The sequence below is a fragment of the Streptomyces sp. NPDC101151 genome (assembly GCF_044768335.1).
Classification (GTDB): domain Bacteria; phylum Actinomycetota; class Actinomycetes; order Streptomycetales; family Streptomycetaceae; genus Streptomyces.
On record NZ_JBIWPP010000005.1, the window covers coordinates 150,806 to 170,046 of the forward strand.

Below are 19,241 nucleotides of genomic sequence, written 5' to 3' on the forward strand. Positions count from 1 at the left end.
CCCCGTCCCCCGATTCCACTCGGTGTCCACTCGGTCCCGGCACCGCCACAGGCACCGCGTTCTTCCCGGGCGCCGCTCCTCGGCACTCGGGACCGAACGGTACTCAGCACTGGCCGTCCGGCGCAGCCCCGGGTATGTGCCGAAACAGTGGCCCTCGCCACGCCGCACCGCCCCACGCCCGGTTTTCCACAGGCCGTCCACGAGGTTTTCCACAGCAGTTGACACCCGCAGCGCCCCGGCACACCATTGATGACGCACGGACCGAACGATCGGTCGGGACAGTGTTCAAGGAGAGCCCGAGGTCAGGGGGACCGCATGGCCACAGCAGCCGCGCACACCACAGCCCACACGGACACGGACGGCGCACGGACCACCGCCGGCGACACGGCGGAGTACCAGCGCGCCTTCGACGCGGCCGTGGCCGCCGACGAGCGCATCGAACCGCGCGACTGGATGCCCGACGCCTACCGCGCCACCCTGGTCCGGCAGATCGCCCAGCACGCACACTCCGAGATCATCGGCATGCAGCCCGAGGCCAACTGGATCACCCGCGCGCCCAGCCTGCGCCGCAAGGCGATCCTGATGGCCAAGGTCCAGGACGAAGCCGGCCACGGCCTGTACCTGTACAGCGCGGCCGAAACCCTCGGCACCAGCCGCGACGAACTCCTCGACAAACTGCACAGCGGCCGCCAGAAGTACTCCTCGATCTTCAACTACCCCACGCTGACCTGGGCCGACGTCGGCGCCATCGGCTGGCTGGTGGACGGCGCCGCGATCACCAACCAGGTCCCCCTGTGCCGCTGCTCCTACGGACCCTACGCACGCGCCATGGTGCGGATCTGCAAAGAGGAGTCCTTCCACCAGCGCCAGGGCTACGAGCTCCTGCACGCCCTCAGCAAGGGCACCGAGGCACAGCACGCCATGGCCCAGGACGCCGTGAACCGCTGGTGGTGGCCCTCACTGATGATGTTCGGCCCACCCGACGACGCATCACAGCACTCCGCGCAGTCGATGGAATGGAAGATCAAGCGCCACTCCAACGACGAGCTGCGCCAGCGCTTCGTCGACATCTGCGTCCCCCAGGCCGAATCCCTCGGCCTGACCCTCCCCGACCCGGACCTGCGATGGAACGAGGAGCGAGGACAGCACGACTTCGGCAGCATCGACTGGACGGAGTTCTGGGAGGTCCTCAAGGGCAACGGACCCTGCAACGAACAGCGGATCACCCAGCGCAGAACCGCCCACGACGAGGGCGCATGGGTACGGGAAGCGGCCGCCGCCTACGCGGCCAAGCACACCGGAACCACCGGTGGGACGGGAGAAACGCGAGCATGACCAACACCGACTGGCCCCTGTGGGAGGTCTTCGTGCGCTCCCGCCGCGGCCTCTCCCACACCCACGCCGGCAGCCTGCACGCACCCGACGCCGAACTGGCCCTGCGCAACGCCCGCGACCTCTACACCCGGCGCGGCGAGGGCGTCTCGATCTGGGTCGTCCCCGCCTCCGCGATCACCGCGTCCTCACCCGACGAGAAGGACCCCTTCTTCGAACCGGCCGCCGACAAGCCCTACCGCCACCCGACCTTCTACGAGATCCCGGAAGGGGTGAAGCACCTGTGACCACGACCGCCACCGCGACCGCCGCGCTCGCCCTCGGCGACGACGCCCTGGTGCTCTCCCACCGCCTGGGGGAGTGGGCCGGACACGCCCCCGCCCTGGAGGAGGAGGTCGCCCTCGCCAACATCGCCCTCGACCTGCTCGGCCAGGCCCGGATACTGCTCTCGATGGCCGGCGACGAGGACGAACTGGCCTACCTCCGCGAGGAGCGCGCCTTCCGCAACCTCCAGCTGGCCGAACAGCCGAACGGCGACTTCGCGCACACCATCGCCCGCCAGCTGTACTTCTCCACCTACCAGCAGCTCCTCTACACCGAACTGGCCACGTCCGACGGCCCGTTCGCACCGCTGGCCGCAAAGGCCGTCAAGGAGGTCGCCTACCACCGCGACCACGCCGAGCTGTGGACACTGCGCCTCGGTGACGGCACCGACAGCAGCCGGGACCGGATGCAGCAGGCATCCCAGGCACTGTGGCGGTACACCGGGGAGATGTTCCAGCCGGTGGAGGGCCTGGACGCCGACTGGGCAGGCATGGAGACCCAATGGCTCCAGTCCATGACGGACGTGCTCGGCCGGGCCACCCTGGCCATGCCCGAAGGACCGCGCACCGGCGCCTGGACGGCAGGCGCCGGCCGGCAGGGCCTGCACACCGAACCCTTCGGACGGATGCTCGCGGACATGCAGCACCTGCACCGCAGCCACCCGGGGGCGTCATGGTGACGGCCACCGCCCTGGAGGCGGAACTGCTGGAGCTGGCCGGTTCGGTACCCGACCCCGAACTGCCCGTGCTCACACTCCAGGAGCTGGGCGTCCTGCGCGCGGTACACATCAGCGGAGCGGACACGGTAGAGGTCGACCTGACCCCCACCTACACCGGCTGCCCCGCCATCGAGGCGATGAGCCTGGACATCGAGCGGATACTGCGCGCCCACGGCATGCGCGAGGTCACCGTCCGCACGGTCCTCTCCCCCGCCTGGTCCACCGACGACATCACCCCCGAAGGCCGCCGCAAACTCCAGGAGTTCGGCATCGCTCCCCCACGCGAGCACCATGACTCGGGACCGGTGCCACTGACCCTGGGCGCGACCCGCACCCTCACCGAGGACACCGACCCGGTCCGCTGCCCGCACTGCGGATCCACGGACACCGAACTGCTGAGCCGGTTCTCCTCCACCGCATGCAAGGCACTGCGCCGCTGCCTCTCCTGCCGTGAACCGTTCGACCACTTCAAGGAGTTGTGATGGCACGCTTCCACCCGCTCCCGGTGGCCGCGGTCGACCGGCTCACCGACGACTCCGTCGCACTCACCCTCACCGTCCCGCCCGAGCTGCGCGAGGAGTACCGGCACGCACCCGGCCAGCACCTCGCCCTGCGGCGCCGCGCGGACGGCGACGAGATACGAAGGACGTACTCGATCTGCTCCCCGGCCCCCCACCCGGCCGGCGAGGGCCCGAGCACGCTGCGTGTGGGAGTGCGGCTGGTCGAGGGTGGAGCCTTCTCCACGTACGCGCTGAAGGAGATCACTGTCGGCGACGAGCTGGAGGTGATGACCCCGGCCGGACGCTTCGTCCTCGAACCGGCACCGGGCCTGTACGCGGCCATCGTCGGCGGCAGCGGCATCACCCCCGTCCTGTCGATCGCCGCCACGCTGCTCGCGCGGGAGCCCGCGGCCCGGTTCTGCCTGATACGCAGCGACCGCACGGCCGCCTCGACGATGTTCCTGGAGGAGGTCGCCGACCTGAAGGACCGCTACCCGGAGCGGCTGCAGCACGTGACCGTGCTCTCCCGCGAGGAGCAGCAGGCGGGCCTGCCGTCCGGACGGCTCGACCGCGAGCGGCTCGCCGGACTGCTGCCGGCGCTGCTGCCGGTGGACCAGGTGGCGGGATGGTTCCTGTGCGGACCGTTCGGTCTGGTCGAGGGCGCGGAGAAGGCGCTGCGCGGACTGGGCGTGGACCGGACCCGCATCCACCAGGAGATCTTCCACGTGGACGCGGGGACGACCCCGGCGGCCCGCGTCCCGGCACCCGCGCACAGCACCGTCACCGCCCGGCTCGACGGACGCGGCGGCACCTGGCCGGTCCAGGACGGCGAGTCCCTGCTGGAAACGGTGCTGCGCAACCGCTCCGACGCGCCCTACGCCTGCAAGGGCGGGGTGTGCGGAACCTGCCGGGCCTTCCTGGTCTCGGGCGAGGTGCGCATGGACCGCAACTTCGCACTGGAGGCGGAGGAGACGGAGGCCGGATATGTGCTGGCCTGCCAGTCGCATCCGGTGACGGAGAAGGTGGAGCTGGACTTCGACCGCTGAGGCGTGCCTCGGTGGTGGACGGGGAGGGGCTGGGGGAGGGGGAGGGAGGGGGGTGGGGAACCCCCAGAAGCAATACCGAGAAGCGACCTCGAATCCCCCACCCGAAGACCCCACCCCCTCCTCCCCGTTCCCTTCTTCTAGAACCTGTTCTATCTTGACGCCTCGTCAGACGAACCGTCGGATGAGCGGATCCGCCAGGAGGACAGGTCGTGGACTTCACCTTCAGCGAGGAGCAGTTGGCGGCGGCCGAGGCGGCGCGGGGCGTGTTCGCCGGGGTGGCGCCGGACTCGGTGCCCAGTCCGGCGCTCACCACCGGCGCCGTGGCCGAGACCTTCGACCGGGAGCTGTGGTCCCGGCTGGCCGGAGCGGACCTGCTGAGCCTGCTGCTCGGGGAGCAGTACGGCGGGGCGGGCCTGGACGCCATCGCGCTGTGCCTGGTGTTGCGCGAGTCCGCCAAGGTGCTCGCCCGGGTGCCGCTGCTGGAGCACAGCGCGGCCACCGCGGTCGTACAGGCCCATGGCGGAAAGGAGTTGGGGGAGCGGGTGCTGGCCCGGGCCGGGCGCGGCGAGCTGGTGCTGACCGTCGCGGCGCACGGCCGTACCGGGCACGACCCGGCCGAACTCGCGGTGACCGCACGGCGGGACGGGCGGGCGTGGGTGCTGGACGGGGTGCAGACGGCGGTGTCGTGGGCGTACGACGCGGACCTCGTGCTCGTACCGGCACACATCGAGGGCACGGGCGCCGACCGGACCGTGCTGGCACTGGTGTCGCGCGAGCAGGACGGGCTGGTGCTCGCGGAGCAGATCTCCACCAGCGGGGAGCGGCTGGCCGAGCTGCGTCTGCAGTCCGTACGGGTCGAGGCGGGTGACGTCGTCGAGGCCGGTGGTGCCTGGGAGTGGCTGCTTGCGCTGCTGGCCACCGGCACCTGTGCGCAGGCCCTCGGCCTGGGGGAGCGTGTGCTGCGGATGACCAGCGAGTACACCGGCAAGCGGGAGCAGTTCGGGTATCCGATCGCGACCTTCCAGTCGGTCGCCGTCCAGGCCGCGGACCGGTACATCGATCTGCGGGCCATGGAGGCCACCCTCTGGCAGGCCGCCTGGCGGATCGCGTCGGGGGCGCCGGGGGCGCTGCCCGCCGCGGGGGACGTCGCCGTGGCGAAGATCTGGGCGGCGGAGGGCGTGCGCCGGGTCGTGCAGACGGCGCAGCATCTGCACGGCGGGTTCGGCGCGGACACCGACTATTCGCTGCACCGGTATCACGCCTGGGCCAAGCACCTGGAGCTGGCGCTGGGCCCCGCGGCGGCGTACGAGGAGACGCTCGGGGATCTGCTGGCGGCGCACCCGCTCAGCTGACCGCGTCGCTGACGGGCTAGACGACGGTGCCGGGCGCCCCGGCGCCGGTGACCAAGGGCCGGCCGGCGGCTTCCCAGACCTGCATGCCGCCGGCCACGTTCACGGCGTCGATGCCCTGCTGGATCAGGTACATGGCGACCTGGGCGGAGCGGCCGCCGGAGCGGCAGATCACGTTCACGCGGCCGTCCTGGGGGGCCGCCTCGGTCAGCTCGCCGTAGCGGGCCACGAAGTCGCTCATGGGGATGTGCAGGGCCCTCTCGGCGTGGCCCGCCTCCCACTCCTCGTCCTCGCGGACGTCCAGCAGGAAGTCGCCGTCCTTGAGGTCCGCGACCTCGACCGTGGGCACAACAGCTCCGAAACTCATGGTTCCGACGCTACCTGAAGGACGCGGTGCTTCACCCTTGGCCCAGCAGGCCCGCCAGCTGGGCTTCGCGCTGTCCGATGTCGGCGCGCAGCCGGTCGGCGATCTCTTCGAGGAGGGCGTCGGGGTCGTCGGGGGCCAGGCGCAGCATGCCGGCGATCGCGCCGTCCTCGAGTTCGCGGGCGACGAGCGTGAGCAGTTCCTTGCGCTGGGCGAGCCATTCGAGGCGGACGTACAGCTCTTCGGCGCGGCTCGGGCGGCGCTCGGGCGGTACCGGGCCGGCCGCCCATTCCTCGGCCAGTTCCGCGAGGAGCTTCTCGTCGCCGCGGGCGTAGGCGGCGTTGACGCGGGTGATGAACTCCTCGCGCCGCTGCTGTTCCTCTTCCTCCTGTGCGAGGTCGGGGTGGGCCTTGCGGGCCAGCTCGCGGTAGAGCCTGCGGGCCTCCTCGCTGGGCCGTACCCGCTCGGGGGGTCGTACCGCCTGGCCGGTGAGCATGGCGGCGGCCTCCGGGAAGAGGCCGTCGCCGTCCATCCAGCCGTTCAGCATTTCCTCGACGCCGGGGATCGGCAGCACGCGGGCGCGGGCCTCCTCGGCGCGGCGGACGTCCTCGGGGTCGCCGGTGCGGGCGGCCTTCGCCTCGGCGATCTGCGCGTCCAGCTCCTCGATGCGGGAGTAGAGCGGGCCGAGTCTCTGCTCGTGGAGCCGGGAGAAGTTCTCGACCTCGACGCGGAACGTCTCCACGGCGATCTCGTATTCGATCAACGCCTGCTCGGCGGCCCTCACGGCTTTCTCCAGCCGTTCTTCGGGCCGCGGTGCCTGGGACTGCTCAGCTTCCGGGGTCGTCACCTGACCAGCGTAGGCCACGGCCGAAACCTGTCGGCGGTGACGGACGGGCTCAGCTGTCCGGGGCGGCGTCCGGGCAGTCGGCCGGTACCCACTCGGCCTCCAGGTCCCGGCAGGCGACCACGAGGGTGCCGGGCCGGCAGGCCAGCTCGTGGGTGCAGCCGCCGGGGTGCGGGAGGATCTCGTCGAGGATCACATCGCCGAGGGAGGCCGGGTCGCACACGCCCAGGACGTCCGACTGGAAGCGGGAGACGCCGGTGTAGCGGACGACGAGGTCCTCGTCGTGTGTGAAGCAGTTGTGCCGGAAGCGGATCTCGATGTCGCCGTCTCGGGTGCGGTGCACCTGGACCGGCCGGAGGTCCTTCACGCAGCGCTTGCCACCGATGTCGTAGTGTCCGCGGTCGGTGGCGAACGCGCGGGCGCCCGGCGGCAGTTCGTGCGCGAGCGCGGGCAGCCGGGCGAGGTAGGGCCGGGGGTCGATGAAGGCCGGTTCCTCGCCCTCGCCGCCGGTCAGCTCGACGTACCTCACTTCACCACCACCTCGGCCCGCTCGGTCCCCCGCATCCGCCGTCACACGCCCGTCTCGGCCGCGAGGCGCCCGGACCGCACCGCCGCCACCAGCTCCGCGTGGTCCGCTTCGGTGCGGTCGGCGTAGGCGACGGCGAAGTCGGCCATGGCCTCGTCCAGCTCCTCGTTCTTGCCGCAGTAGCCGGCGATCAGGCGCGGGTCGGCGCTGTGGGCGTGGGCGCGGGCCAGCAGGGCGCCGGTCATGCGGCCGTAGTCGTCGACCTGGTCGGCGGCGAGGGCTGCCGGGTCTACGCTGCCCTTGCGGTTGCGGAACTGGCGCACCTGGAAGGGCCGCCCGTCGACCGTCGTCCAGCCCAGCAGGATGTCGCTGACCACCTGCATCCGCTTCTGTCCGAGGACCACCCGGCGTCCTTCGTGCTCGACGGGCGGTGCCTCGATTCCGGCCGTGGCCAGGTGCGGGACGAGCGCCGAGGGGCGGGCCTCCTTCACCTGGAGCACCAGTGGCTGACCGCGGTGGTCCAGGAGGAGCACGACGTACGACCGTGTGCCCACGCTGCCCGTGCCGACGACCCGGAAGGCCACGTCGTGCACGGCGTGCCGGGCCAGCAGGGGGAGCCGGTCCTCGGAGAGCGTCGTCACATACGGCTCCAGGGACGCTGCCACGGCGGCTGCCTCGGCGTCCGGGACGCGGCGCAGCACGGGCGGTGCGTCGACGAAGCGCCGTCCGCCGTCCGCGGTCTCCTCGGTCGACTTGGCAGCGAACCGGCCGCTGGTGTTGGCGCGCGCCTTCTCCGAGACCCGTTCCAGGGTGCCGAGCAGGTCGTGGGCGTCGGTGTGGGAGACCAGTTCCTCGTCCGCGATGGCGTTCCAGGCGTCGAGCACCGGCAGCTTGGCGAGCAGCCGCATGGTGCGCCGGTAGGCGCCGGCCGTGTCCTGGGCGGCCTTGCGGCAGGTGTCCTCGTCGGCGCCCGCCTCGCGCCCGGCCAGCACCAGTGAGGCGGCGAGCCGTTTCAGGTCCCACTCCCAGGGGCCGTGCGCGGTCTCGTCGAAGTCGTTGAGGTCGATGACGAGGCCGCCGCGGGCGTCTCCGTACAGGCCGAAGTTGGCCGCGTGTGCGTCGCCGCATATCTGGGTGCCGATCCTGGTCATGGGGGTGCGGGCCAGGTCGTATGCCATGAGCCCGGCCGAGCCGCGCAGGAAGGCGAAGGGTGTGGCGGCCATCCGGCCCACCCGTATCGGCGTCAGCTCGGGGATGCGGCCGGCGTTGGACTCCTCCACGGCGCTGACCGCGTCCGGGCGGGAGCCGTCCAGGTCGAGGGTGCGGTGCGTGCCGCGCGGCACGCTCGCCCGGAGCGCCTTGCCTTCTTCCTTGGGCGAGCCGTACGGGCGCCGGTCGGCGAATCCACGTACCGGCGGCAGCCGGCGTGCTGCCGCCTCCTCGGTCGTTTCCGCCACTCCAGCACCGGCTTCGGTCACTGTGACCGCCTCCCCCGAACACACCGCGTCCACGCTCACACGTGGATCAGCTCGTGCAGACCGTACAACCGGTGGCCGAAAGGCGTCAGACCCTGTGGACAACTCGGCGCCTGTGGAAAACCTCGGAACCCCCGGCGACCTCGGGCATCGAAGGTGCTTCGAATCCCCCCGACCACTCCCCCCGACCACCTTCCGCGAATCCTCCGACCGCCGTTCGACGTGGGCACGCCTGCGGCCACGCCGCGGCCGCGCCTGCGCTTGACTCACCGTGGTGAGGGGGATCCGGAGCACCGCTCCGGGCAGGGTCTGGACCGGCCGGTCAGGTCCGTGGGGGGGTGCTTCGGCTTCGCCGCCCGTGGACGCTGGTCGGCTGCACCGTCGTGCCCGCCCCACGCGGAGACGCCCCACGACGGAAACGCCCCACGCGGACGCCCCACGATGGAGACTCCCCACGCGGACACCCCGCGGCGGAGACTCCCCACGCGGACGCCCCAAACGGAGACGCCCTCATCGGGACGGCCCCGCCGTGACATGACTCACGCGCCGCGGCAGCATGCGGCATCGCACGGCTCGATCGAGCTGTGCGATGCCTCACGACCATGGGCAGAACAGGAAAGTCTCTGTCTGCATGTTCTGCGGGGGAACCGACGAAATGCGCTGGTCAGGGCCTACCCGCAGCTGGCGAAGACTGTTTCCCGGTGCGAACTTGATCGCTTGCCGCTGCCCAGGTGGGCCGCCAGGCACTGATCACTGTCCGCGTGGACGAGCGTCGTTGATCCCGGGAGGAACCATCGCCGGGTCTCCCGCGGAGTGACGTAGCCGTTCCGCACGTCCCAGCAGTCACCTCGCCAGGTGAGGCAGACCGCGGACAGCGGGGGCACGGGCAGATGCCAGAAGGCTCTTGCCGGCAGGCCCAGGGCATGGATGAGCACGGCCCGGACGACGGCCGTTTCGGTGACAGCCACGGCGTGGCCCGTCTCGGGCCCCAGGCTGCGCAGCCAGTGCGCCGTGCGGCGGCAGAGCCGGCGTACCGACTCACCTTCGTGTGGCGCGGCATCGGGGTCCGTGAGCCAGGCGGTGAAGCCGTGGGGATCCGTCGCGGCGACGTCACCGACGGTGCGACCGCACCATGTGCCGACGTCGAGATCGCGCAGCGCAGGCTCGGACACGGTCGCCAGGCCCAGGGCGTCGGCGGTCTGCGAGCAACGGATCGAGGGCGCCCGGACAGCGGGCCCGTAGGGAGGGAGCGCTGCTCCCGCTGCACCGGCCTTGCGCAGGCTGCGCTCGCTCAGGGGAGCGTCACCGAGGAGTGGATCCCGGGTGGCGTCACCGCCGGGCGCACACACAAACGTCAGGCGGATCGTCATGAGGCTGACCTCCTTCTTGGCCCGGCACGCCTCCGGATGGTGTGAGACCGGACAGCGGTCACGCCCAGGATCACCAGAGCGCAGACCGCGTGCCGGATCCGTGCCGTTCGGCCGGATCCACACCGTTCAACCGCATTTTCGAAGGCGAGCATGAGACAGAGCAGCCGGCCGCCCCGGAAGTGGGTGGAACGGCAGACGCCACGTCGTGACTCATGTACTCCAGGGTCGGCGAGAGCCTCCCGCTGCAACATCCGTCAGGTGTCCGGAACCACCCCGCCGACCGGCTGGTCCACCCCGGCCACCCGGCCGGATACGGCATTCGGTCCTCCCTGCGCCCCCGGGCCGGCGCCCTCTGCCCGGTGCCTTCTGCCTACGCCTCTCCCGGCGCCCGCCTGGGGCCAGGGTCCACCCGACACCACAGGCCGCCAGCCATGCCCATGCCCATAGCCATAGCCGTCGCCATCGCCATAGCCACGGCCATGCCGACCTCCTCGCGCCCCGCCTGCCTCTTCACCTCCGCGCAGACGTCCTCGCCACGGTGGAAGCTCACCGGTTCCGCTCGACGGGCAGTTCCAGGCAGAGCTCGTAGCCCCCTTGGTCCGTAGGACCGGATGTGACCGTGCCGCCGAGCAGCTCGGCTCGTTGGGCCAGGCCGACGAGGCCCTGGTGGGCGCTCGGCAGGGCGAACGCGCGCCGGGTGGGGGCGGTGTTGGTGACGGTGGTACGGACGGCTCCGTCCTGGTAGTGGATGCGGACGGTCACGGTGGCGCCGGGCGCGTGTTTGCGGACGTTGGTCAACGCTTCCTGGACGGTGCGGTACACGGCGCGCTGGACGGTGGGCGGAAGCTCGTCGGGCAGGTCGGTCTCCAGGCGCGCTTCGATGCCGCTGGCGTCGACGAGGCGCTCCAGATCGGCGAGGGAGGGCTGGGGGGTGAGTTCCGTGGGCCTGCTGCCGGAGGCACGCAGCACGCTGACCATGTGCCGCAGTTCGTCCAGGGTCTGCACGCTGAGGCGGCGGATCGTGGCGGCAGCCTGCCTCGTTTCGGCGTCCTGGCTGCCCACCTGGAGTGCTCCCGCCTGTACGGCGATGAGACTGACCTGGTGGGAGACCACGTCGTGCATCTCCCGGGCAAGTTGTGCGCGTTCCTTTGCCAGAACGCTCTGGGCGGTGAGGAGCCGTTCGTGCTCGCGGGCCTCGGTGATGTCGGCGAGCCGCAGGGAGAGTTCGCGTCGGGCCTGGACGAGTTGGCCCAGGAAGACGGGAGCTGCAGCGGTGGCCAGGGTGTAGCTGAGGTGGAACAGGGTGTTCGTCTGGGACAGTTCGGTGGCGTCGAGGGAGGACCACGGCCAGGGCAGGAAGTCGGCGACCGCGTAGATCAGCGCGCAGCCGCCCAGCAGGACCCGGTGGCGGCTGAGTGAGGAGAGCGTGTACAGCGCGACCATGGGGGCCACCACCGCGTCGGTGATCAGGGCGGTGGGGAGTGTGAGGACGAAGGTCGTCAGGGGCCGGTGGCGCCGCAGTACGAGAGCGAGGGCGCCGAGCAGCGCGCAGGCGGCGGCGGGTTGATCCGCGACATCGACATGAATCCATGTGTCCACCAGCGCCAGCCCGACAAGGACGATGTCGAGCAGCAGAGCCGGCGGCCGTCGGGAGCTCACCGGGAGCCCTCGCCCTGCGACGGCTCATCCTGGGGCGGCTCGTTCCGCAACGGCTCGTCCCGCGACCGCTCGTCCTGCGACCGCTCGTTCCGTGACGGCTCGTCCTGCGACGGAGCGAGCAGACCCGCGCGCTCGGCGATCAGCGCCGCCTGGAGGCGGCTGCTGACCTGCAGTTTGCCGAGCACGTTGGTGACATGGCCTTTGACGGTGCCGGTGCTCAGGTGCAGCCGTTCGCCGATATCGGTGTTGGCGAGTCCTTGGGCCATGAGGACGAGGACGGCGCGCTCGCGCTCGGTCAGCCGGCCGGTGAGGCGGACGGCGCTGGGCTCGCGGACGCTGTGGTCGAGGTAGCCGTCGACCACCAGGCGGGTGACCTTCGACGACAGCACGGTCCCGCCCTTGGCCAGGGTGCGCACAAGGTGGGGAAGCTGCTCGGGGTCGGTGTCCTTGAGCAGGAATCCGGCGGCGCCCGAACGCAGGGCGGTCGCCACGTATTCGTCGGCGTCGAACGTGGTGAGCATGGCGACCACCGGGGCGTGTGGCATGCCGCGGAGGTCGGCCAGGATGGTGAGCCCGTCCACGTCCGGCATCCGGATGTCGAGCAGGACGACGTCGGGCAGCAGCTCCCGCACCGTGCGCACGGCCTGGCCTCCGGGTACCGCCGCGACGACCTCGATGTCGTCCGCCGCGTTGAGAATGTGCGTGAAGCCCGTGCGGATCAAGGCTTCGTCATCGACCACCAGTACCCGGATCACCTGCGCTCCGCTCCTCGCGTGCCCGCTGTTCGATGCGTACCCCTGCGGGAGCTCTGCCTGGGCGCCCGGGACGGAATTCCCGCCGGTTGGCGGCGTGGCCCCAGCCGGTCGGAGGGGGTGGCGCCGACCACGTCCGCGGGGTGCCTCCGCAAGGGCGGCTGGCGTCGACTTGGCCCGCCGCCCGGCGGTCTTCGGCCGACACTCCGCCGCCTGTACCCCGCCGCGTCGTGCCCGGCACCCCCGGACAGATACAGCCGGTCGCGTCCGTGACATAGCTCACCGGAACGGACCGGCTACGCCCGCCCTGGGCTGTGCGATCCCTCACAAACCCGGACACAACGAGAAACGGGCCCCTGCCGTGACTTCCGTCACTGGCAGAGACCCGTTCCACGGTTTCTCTGTGCGCGAGGGGGGAGTTGAACCCCCACGCCCTTGCGGGCACTGGAACCTGAATCCAGCGCGTCTGCCTATTCCGCCACCCGCGCATTGGGTGTGTCTTCCGGCTTCTGCCCTTGTGGGCTGGCCCCTTCCGACATCCAGAACATTAGCACGCCGTACGGGGTGGGTTCACATGCCTTTCCGCCCGCCAGGACCCGTCCTACTGCCCGCTCACGTATCAAGGAGTGCAGGTTCACGTATCAACCTCGTACCGGTCCCGGTCATCTCCCCAGGAGGCGGACCGGGTCCACAGCCCAGTGCGGGACACTGGTCCTCACCCGCCTCTACGATCCTTGCCAGAGGAGTTCGAAGGGCAGCCGCTGGGGGAACCGGCTGATTGCCGGGCGCGTAGATACGATCAGTAGGCAGTACCGGGCAAGACAGCGGCACAGAGCAGGGCAAGGTAGAGCGGCAGCGACGAAGGAGGTGCCCCATGGGAGTCCTGAAGAAGTTCGAGCAGCGTCTCGAAGGTCTGGTCAACGGCACCTTCGCCAAGGTCTTCAAGTCCGAGGTCCAGCCCGTGGAGATCGCCGGTGCGCTCCAGCGGGAGTGCGACAACAACGCCACCATCTGGAACCGCGACCGCACGGTCGTCCCCAACGACTTCATCGTGGAGCTGAGCGCGCCGGACCACGAGCGCCTCAGCCCCTACTCCGGGCAGCTCGGCGACGAGCTGGCCGGCATGGTGCGCGACTACGCCAAGCAGCAGCGGTACACCTTCATGGGCCCGATCAAGGTCAACCTGGAGAAGGCCGACGATCTCGACACCGGCCTGTACCGGGTGCGCTCGCGCACCCTCGCCTCCTCCGCCGGCCAGCAGGGCGCGGCCCCGGCCGCTCCGGCCGGCCGCCCCGGCCAGGGCGCCCCGGGCGGCTACGGCTACCCGCCGGCCGCTCCCGCCGGAGCTCCTCCGATGCCGTCCGCGCCGCCGCCCGGCGCCCGCCCCGGCGGTTACGGTTACCCTCAGCCCGCCGGCCAGCGGCCCGCAGCCGCTCCGGCGAGCGGCGGACGCACCCGCTACTGGATCGAGATCAACGGCGCCCGCCACCAGATCTCCCGCCCGACGCTGGTGCTGGGCCGCAGCACCGAGGCCGACGTGCGGATCGACGACCCCGGCGTCTCCCGCCGGCACTGTGAGATCCGGACCGGAACGCCCTCGACGATCCAGGATCTCGGGTCCACCAACGGCATCGTGGTGGACGGGCAGCACACCACCCGCGCTACGCTCCGCGACGGCTCGCGGATCGTCGTGGGCAGCACCACCATCATTTACCGGCAAGCCGAAGGGTGAAGCGGGGGCAATGTCAGAGCTGACCCTCACGGTCATGCGGCTGGGTTTCCTGGCCGTACTGTGGCTGTTCGTGATCGTGGCCGTGCAGGTCATCCGCAGCGACCTGTTCGGTACGCGCGTCACCCAGCGCGGATCGCGTAGGGAGGCCGCGCGTCCGCAGCAGGCGGCCCGGCAGCAGTCCGCGCCTCCGCAGCAGCGGGGCCAGCAGGGCGGCGGCCGGCAGCGTCGTAACGCCCCCACCAAGCTGGTCGTGAGCGAAGGCACACTGACCGGCACCACCGTCGCGCTGCAGGGCCAGACCATCACTCTGGGCCGGGCGCACGACTCCACGATCGTGCTGGACGACGACTACGCCTCCAGCCGCCATGCCAGGATCTACCCGGACCGCGACGGCCAGTGGATCGTCGAGGATCTCGGATCCACCAACGGCACCTACCTGGACCGGTCCCGGCTGACGACCCCCACACCGATCCCGCTGGGCGCGCCGATCCGCATCGGCAAAACCGTCATCGAGCTGCGGAAGTAGTACGACAATGAGCGAGCGGAGCGAGCACGCAGCGGCAGGCCGCACCCTGGTCTCCGGCGCGCTCCCGACCGGAGGGTGGGCAGTGTGGCGCGACACGACCGGCTGTACCCGGAGCCGACGGGCGAGGTGCGCATGAGTCTGTCACTGCGCTTCGCCGCCGGATCGCACAAAGGCATGATCCGGGAGGGCAACGAGGACTCCGGTTACGCCGGTCCGCGCCTGCTCGCCATCGCCGACGGCATGGGAGGCCAGGCGGCCGGCGAGGTCGCCTCCTCCGAGGTCATCTCCACCCTGGTCACGCTCGACGACGACGTGCCCGGCTCCGACATCCTCACCTCTCTCGGCGACGCCGTGCAGCGCGCCAACGACCAGCTGCGCACCATGGTCGAGGAGGACCCCCAGCTGGAGGGCATGGGCACCACGCTCACCGCCCTGCTCTGGACCGGTCAGCGGCTCGGGCTCGTCCACATCGGCGACTCCCGGGCGTATCTGCTCCGTGACGGCGTGCTGACCCAGATCACCCAGGACCACACCTGGGTGCAGCGGCTCGTCGACGAGGGCCGGATCACCGAGGAAGAGGCCATCACCCACCCGCAGCGCGCCCTGCTGATGCGCGCCCTGGGCAGCGGCGACCACGTCGAACCCGATCTGTCGATCCGCGAGGTCCGGGCCGGCGACCGCTATCTGATCTGCTCCGACGGCCTGTCGGGCGTCGTCTCCCATCAGACGATGGAGGAGACGCTCGCCAGCTACCAGGGCCCGCAGGAGACCGTGCAGGAGCTGATCCAGCTCGCGCTGCGCGGCGGCGGCCCCGACAACATCACCCTCATCATCGCCGACGTCCTGGACCTGGACACCGGTGACACCCTCGCCGGGCAGCTGTCCGACACCCCGGTCGTGGTCGGCGCCGTCGCGGAGAACCAGCACCACCTGCACGACAACGGCATCATGCAGACCCCGGCCGGCCGCGCCTCCCACCTGGGCCGCCAGGGCCGCGGACAGGGCGGCGGCGGCGAGTTCGGCCCGCCCGGCTCCGGCGACACCACCGGCTATGTGCCCGCCGGCGGCTTCGGCGACTACACCGACGAGGACTTCGTCAAGCCGCGCAAGGGCCGCAAGTGGCTGAAGCGGTCGCTGTACGGCTGCCTCGCCCTCGCGATCATCGGCGGCGGTCTCTACGGTGGTTACCGCTGGACGCAGACGCAGTACTACGTGGGCACCAACGGCGAGCACGTGGCGCTGTACCGCGGCATCAGCCAGGACCTGGCCTGGGTGTCGCTGTCAAAGGTGGAGAACGACCACCCCGAGATCGAACTCAAGTACCTGCCGCCCTACCAGCAGAAGCAGGTCAAGAACACGATCGCCGCAGGTGGACTGCAGCAGGCCCGCACGAAGATCGAGGCACTGTCCGTGCAGGCCTCCGCCTGCAAGAAGCAGGCGGAACGCACGGCCGCGGAGACCGACAAGAACGCCAAGACGGGCCAGGGCGAGGCCGGAGGCACCACGGGAACCACCCGTACCTCCTTCTCGTCCAAGGCATCACCGACGCCGAACCCGTCGGCGTCGCAGTCGTCTCCCTCGTCCAAGTCCCCGACCCCGCCCGCGACCGCCACTCCCCGCCCCGGCCCCAGCCTCTCCGAGGATGAGCAGAAGGTCGTCGATCAGTGCGGCAAGCAGTAGGCAAGCCGTGAGAGGCCCTGTCACACGATGAGCAGTACTTCGAATTCGCCGACGCACCACACGTCCACGATCGGCGCGATCGGTGCCCCGAGCCGACGCAACACCGAGCTGGCCCTGCTGATCTTCGCCGTGGTCATCCCGGTGTTCGCCTACGCCAACGTGGGCCTGGCCCTCGACGACCAGGTGCCCGCGGGCCTGCTGGCCTACGGTCTGGGCCTCGGCCTGCTGGCCGGCATCGCCCATCTCGTCGTACGGAAGTTCGCCCCGTACGCCGACCCGCTGCTGCTGCCCCTGGCCACCCTGCTCAACGGACTCGGCCTGGTCGCCATCTGGCGCCTGGACCAGTCCAAGCTGCTGCAGGGCCTCGGCGTGGCCGGAGGCAAGGCGACCAACCAGCTGATCTACACCGCGATGGGCATCGCCCTGTTCGTCGCCGCGCTGATCTTCCTGAAGGACCACCGCACCCTGCAGCGCTACACCTACATCTCCATGGCGGCCGCGCTGTTCCTGCTGCTGCTCCCGCTGGTCCCGGGCCTCGGTGCGAATGTCTACGGCGCCAAGATCTGGATCCAGATCGGCAGCTTCACCATCCAGCCCGGTGAGTTCGCCAAGATCGTGCTCGCGGTGTTCTTCGCGGGCTACCTGATGGTCAAGCGGGACGCGCTCGCCCTCGCCAGCCGCCGCTTCATGGGCCTGTACCTGCCGCGCGGCCGCGACCTCGGCCCGATCCTGGTGGTCTGGGCGATCTCGATCCTCATCCTGGTCTTCGAGACCGACCTCGGTACGTCGCTGCTGTTCTTCGGCATGTTCGTGATCATGCTGTACGTCGCCACCGAGCGGACCAGCTGGATCGTCTTCGGTCTGCTGATGTCCGCGGCCGGCGCCGTCGGCGTGGCCAGTTTCGAGCCGCACATCCAGACGCGTGTGCAGGCCTGGCTCGACCCGTACCGCGAGTACAAGCTCAGCCGCAGCGGAAGCAGCGACGGCATCCTCCACTCCGAGCAGGCCATGCAGGCCCTGTGGGCGTTCGGCTCCGGTGGCACCCTCGGTACCGGCTGGGGCCAGGGCCACTCCGAGCTGATCCGGTTCGCCGCCAACTCCGACTTCATCCTCGCCACCTTCGGCGAGGAGCTGGGCCTGGCCGGCATCATGGCGATCCTGCTGATCTACGGCCTGATCGTGGAGCGCGGCGTGCGCACCGCCCTCGCCGCCCGCGACCCGTTCGGCAAGCTGCTCGCCATCGGCCTGTCCGGCGCCTTCGCGCTGCAGGTGTTCGTCGTGGCCGGCGGTGTCATGGGCCTCATCCCGCTGACCGGTATGACGATGCCGTTCCTCGCCTACGGCGGTTCCTCCGTGATCGCCAACTGGGCGCTGATCGGCATCCTGATCCGCATCAGCGACACCGCCCGCCGCCCGGCGCCCGCCCCCGCCGCAAACCCCGACGCCGAGATGACCCAGGTGGTCCGCCCGTCATGAACAAGCCCCTGCGCCGGATCGCGATCTTCTGCGGCCTCCTCGTCCTGGCCCTGTTGATCCGTGACAACTGGCTCCAGTACCTCAAGGCCGACTCGCTTCGCACCGACTCCGACAACCGCCGCGTCGCCATCGAGCGGTACGCGAACCCGCGGGGCGACATCATCGTCGACGGCGACCCGATAACCGGCTCGGTCGAGTCCAAGAGCGGCGACTTCAAGTACAAGCGCACCTACAAGGACGGGTCCATGTGGGCCCCGGTCACCGGCTACTCCTCGCAGGCCTTCGACAGCAGCCAGCTCGAGAAGATCAACGACGGCATCCTCACCGGCAACGACGACCGGCTCTTCTTCCGCAACACCCTCGACATGATCACGGGCAAGCCGAAGCAGGGCGGCGACGTCGTCACCACGCTCAACGCGGCCGCGCAGAAGGCGGCGTTCAACGGCCTCAAGAGCCGCGGCGGCAAGGGTGCCGTGGTCGCCCTCGAGCCGTCCACCGGCAAGATCCTGGCGCTGGCCTCCTACCCGTCGTACGACCCCTCGTCCTTCGCGGGCAACTCCACCGACGTGGACTCCAAGAACTGGACCAAGCTCCAGAAGAAGAACAACCCGGCCGACCCGATGCTGAACCGGGCGCTGCGCGAGACCTACCCGCCGGGCTCCACCTTCAAGGTGGTCACGGCCGCGGCCGCGCTGGAGAACGGCAAGTACACCTCGGCCGACGAGCCGACCGACTCGCCGCAGCCGTGGACCATGCCGGGCACGCACACCGAGCTGAAGAACGAGGGCAGCATCCGCTGCAAGAACGTCGACATGCGCGAGGCGCTGCGGATCTCCTGCAACACCGTCTTCGGCAAGATCGGCTCCGACCTCGGCAGCGACAAGATGCTCGAGGAAGCGAAGAAGTTCGGCTTCGACGCCGAGCAGTTCACCCCGATCCGCTCCAACGCCTCGGTCTTCTCCGACAACATGAACCAGTCGCAGACCGCTCTGTCCTCCATCGGCCAGTACAACACCGCGGCCACCCCGCTGCAGATGGCCATGGTCGCCTCGGCCGTCGCCAACGACGGCAAGCTGATGAAGCCGTACATGGTCGACGAGCTGCGGTCCTCCAACCTCGACCCGGTCGAGAAGACCGAGCCGAAGGAGATGAGCCGGCCGCTGTCGCCGGAGAACGCGCAGATCCTGCAGGACATGATGGAGACGGTCGTCAAGCAGGGCACCGGTACGAGGGCCCAGATCGGCGGCGGCGTCACCGTCGGCGGCAAGACCGGCACCGCCCAGCACGGTGTGGCGAACAGCGAGAACCCGTACGCGTGGTTCATCTCGTACGCCAAGCTCAGCGACGGCAGCTCGCCGGTCGCCGTGGCCGTGGTCATCGAGGACGAGAGCGCCAACCGCGACGACATCTCCGGTGGCGGTCTGGCCGCGCCGATCGCGAAGAACGTCATGGAGGCGGTCATCAGCTCCAAGAAGTGACCCTGCACACGTCCCCTTCACATCGGTGCACGTTGCGATACCGGTCCTGTATCGGGTTACGGGCTTGGCCAGGTCACACAAAGAGAGCCG

Annotated in this window: 18 protein-coding genes and 1 tRNA gene; 11 read left to right on the forward strand and 8 right to left on the reverse strand. The window is 70.5% G+C overall.

Features of this window, described 5'->3' with window-relative positions; all coding sequences use genetic code 11:
- Positions 1–315 precede the first annotated feature (315 nt).
- From paaA to ACIRU3_RS11555, 6 genes are all read left to right on the forward strand, one after another.
- On the forward strand, positions 316–1,335 hold the full coding sequence (gene paaA / locus ACIRU3_RS11530) for a 1,2-phenylacetyl-CoA epoxidase subunit PaaA (protein WP_404054812.1): 1,020 nt from the start codon (positions 316–318) through the stop codon (positions 1,333–1,335).
- Positions 1,332–1,619, forward strand: a complete 288-nt coding sequence (paaB, locus tag ACIRU3_RS11535; RefSeq protein WP_359062396.1) for a 1,2-phenylacetyl-CoA epoxidase subunit PaaB — start codon at positions 1,332–1,334, stop codon at positions 1,617–1,619. Before paaA ends, paaB begins: the two co-directional genes overlap by 4 nt.
- A complete protein-coding gene (gene paaC / locus ACIRU3_RS11540; protein ID WP_404054815.1) occupies positions 1,616–2,335 on the forward strand; it encodes a 1,2-phenylacetyl-CoA epoxidase subunit PaaC in 720 nt (239 codons plus the stop codon). Before paaB ends, paaC begins: the two co-directional genes overlap by 4 nt.
- Positions 2,329–2,856, forward strand: a complete 528-nt coding sequence (gene paaD, locus ACIRU3_RS11545) for a 1,2-phenylacetyl-CoA epoxidase subunit PaaD (protein ID WP_404054817.1) — start codon at positions 2,329–2,331, stop codon at positions 2,854–2,856. The genes paaC and paaD overlap by 7 nt, the downstream gene beginning before the upstream one ends.
- Entirely contained in the window at positions 2,856–3,920 is a 1,065-nt protein-coding gene (locus ACIRU3_RS11550; protein WP_404054820.1) for a 2Fe-2S iron-sulfur cluster-binding protein, read from the forward strand. Before paaD ends, ACIRU3_RS11550 begins: the two co-directional genes overlap by 1 nt.
- Positions 3,921–4,129: 209 nt before the next feature.
- The gene (locus ACIRU3_RS11555) at positions 4,130–5,272 is read left to right on the forward strand and encodes an acyl-CoA dehydrogenase family protein (RefSeq protein ID WP_404054823.1); all 1,143 of its coding nucleotides are present in this window, start codon (positions 4,130–4,132) and stop codon (positions 5,270–5,272) included.
- Between the two features lie 16 nt (positions 5,273–5,288).
- Here ACIRU3_RS11555 and ACIRU3_RS11560 read toward each other — a convergent pair whose 3' ends face one another.
- The 8 genes from ACIRU3_RS11560 to ACIRU3_RS11595 all read right to left on the reverse strand — a co-directional run bounded on the left by ACIRU3_RS11560 (position 5,289) and on the right by ACIRU3_RS11595 (position 12,747).
- A complete protein-coding gene (locus tag ACIRU3_RS11560; protein ID WP_404054826.1) occupies positions 5,289–5,636 on the reverse strand; it encodes a rhodanese-like domain-containing protein in 348 nt (115 codons plus the stop codon).
- Positions 5,637–5,667: 31 nt separating this feature from the next.
- Positions 5,668–6,480 (reverse strand): hypothetical protein, encoded by an 813-nt coding sequence (locus ACIRU3_RS11565; RefSeq protein WP_404054829.1) that lies wholly within the window; start codon positions 6,478–6,480, stop codon positions 5,668–5,670.
- A gap of 49 nt (positions 6,481–6,529) precedes the next feature.
- Positions 6,530–7,006: a hypothetical protein gene (locus ACIRU3_RS11570; RefSeq protein WP_404054832.1), complete on the reverse strand. Its 477-nt coding sequence runs from the start codon at positions 7,004–7,006 to the stop codon at positions 6,530–6,532.
- 41 nt (positions 7,007–7,047) lie between these two features.
- On the reverse strand, positions 7,048–8,481 hold the full coding sequence (locus tag ACIRU3_RS11575; protein WP_404054835.1) for a DUF2252 domain-containing protein: 1,434 nt from the start codon (positions 8,479–8,481) through the stop codon (positions 7,048–7,050).
- A 668-nt stretch (positions 8,482–9,149) separates the two neighbouring features.
- Positions 9,150–9,848, reverse strand: a complete 699-nt coding sequence (locus ACIRU3_RS11580) for a histidine phosphatase family protein (protein WP_404054838.1) — start codon at positions 9,846–9,848, stop codon at positions 9,150–9,152.
- Positions 9,849–10,394: 546 nt separating this feature from the next.
- Positions 10,395–11,507, reverse strand: coding sequence for a sensor histidine kinase (locus tag ACIRU3_RS11585; protein WP_404054840.1), 1,113 nt, complete (start codon positions 11,505–11,507; stop codon positions 10,395–10,397).
- Positions 11,504–12,262: a response regulator gene (locus ACIRU3_RS11590; RefSeq protein ID WP_404054842.1), complete on the reverse strand. Its 759-nt coding sequence runs from the start codon at positions 12,260–12,262 to the stop codon at positions 11,504–11,506. The genes ACIRU3_RS11585 and ACIRU3_RS11590 overlap by 4 nt, the downstream gene beginning before the upstream one ends.
- A 401-nt stretch (positions 12,263–12,663) precedes the next feature.
- Positions 12,664–12,747: transfer RNA gene (locus ACIRU3_RS11595), tRNA-Leu, on the reverse strand.
- Positions 12,748–13,133: 386 nt separating this feature from the next.
- Here ACIRU3_RS11595 and ACIRU3_RS11600 point away from each other — a divergent pair.
- From ACIRU3_RS11600 to ACIRU3_RS11620, 5 genes are all read left to right on the forward strand, one after another.
- Positions 13,134–13,991, forward strand: a complete 858-nt coding sequence (locus tag ACIRU3_RS11600) for an FhaA domain-containing protein (protein ID WP_404054845.1) — start codon at positions 13,134–13,136, stop codon at positions 13,989–13,991.
- Between the two features lie 10 nt (positions 13,992–14,001).
- Positions 14,002–14,517: an FHA domain-containing protein gene (locus ACIRU3_RS11605; RefSeq protein ID WP_404054848.1), complete on the forward strand. Its 516-nt coding sequence runs from the start codon at positions 14,002–14,004 to the stop codon at positions 14,515–14,517.
- Positions 14,518–14,649: 132 nt separating this feature from the next.
- Positions 14,650–16,197, forward strand: coding sequence for a Stp1/IreP family PP2C-type Ser/Thr phosphatase (locus ACIRU3_RS11610; protein WP_404055491.1), 1,548 nt, complete (start codon positions 14,650–14,652; stop codon positions 16,195–16,197).
- 27 nt (positions 16,198–16,224) lie between these two features.
- The gene (locus ACIRU3_RS11615; RefSeq protein ID WP_404054850.1) at positions 16,225–17,673 is read left to right on the forward strand and encodes an FtsW/RodA/SpoVE family cell cycle protein; all 1,449 of its coding nucleotides are present in this window, start codon (positions 16,225–16,227) and stop codon (positions 17,671–17,673) included.
- Entirely contained in the window at positions 17,670–19,151 is a 1,482-nt protein-coding gene (locus tag ACIRU3_RS11620; protein ID WP_404054853.1) for a peptidoglycan D,D-transpeptidase FtsI family protein, read from the forward strand. Before ACIRU3_RS11615 ends, ACIRU3_RS11620 begins: the two co-directional genes overlap by 4 nt.
- The last annotated feature ends 90 nt before the right edge of the window (positions 19,152–19,241 follow it).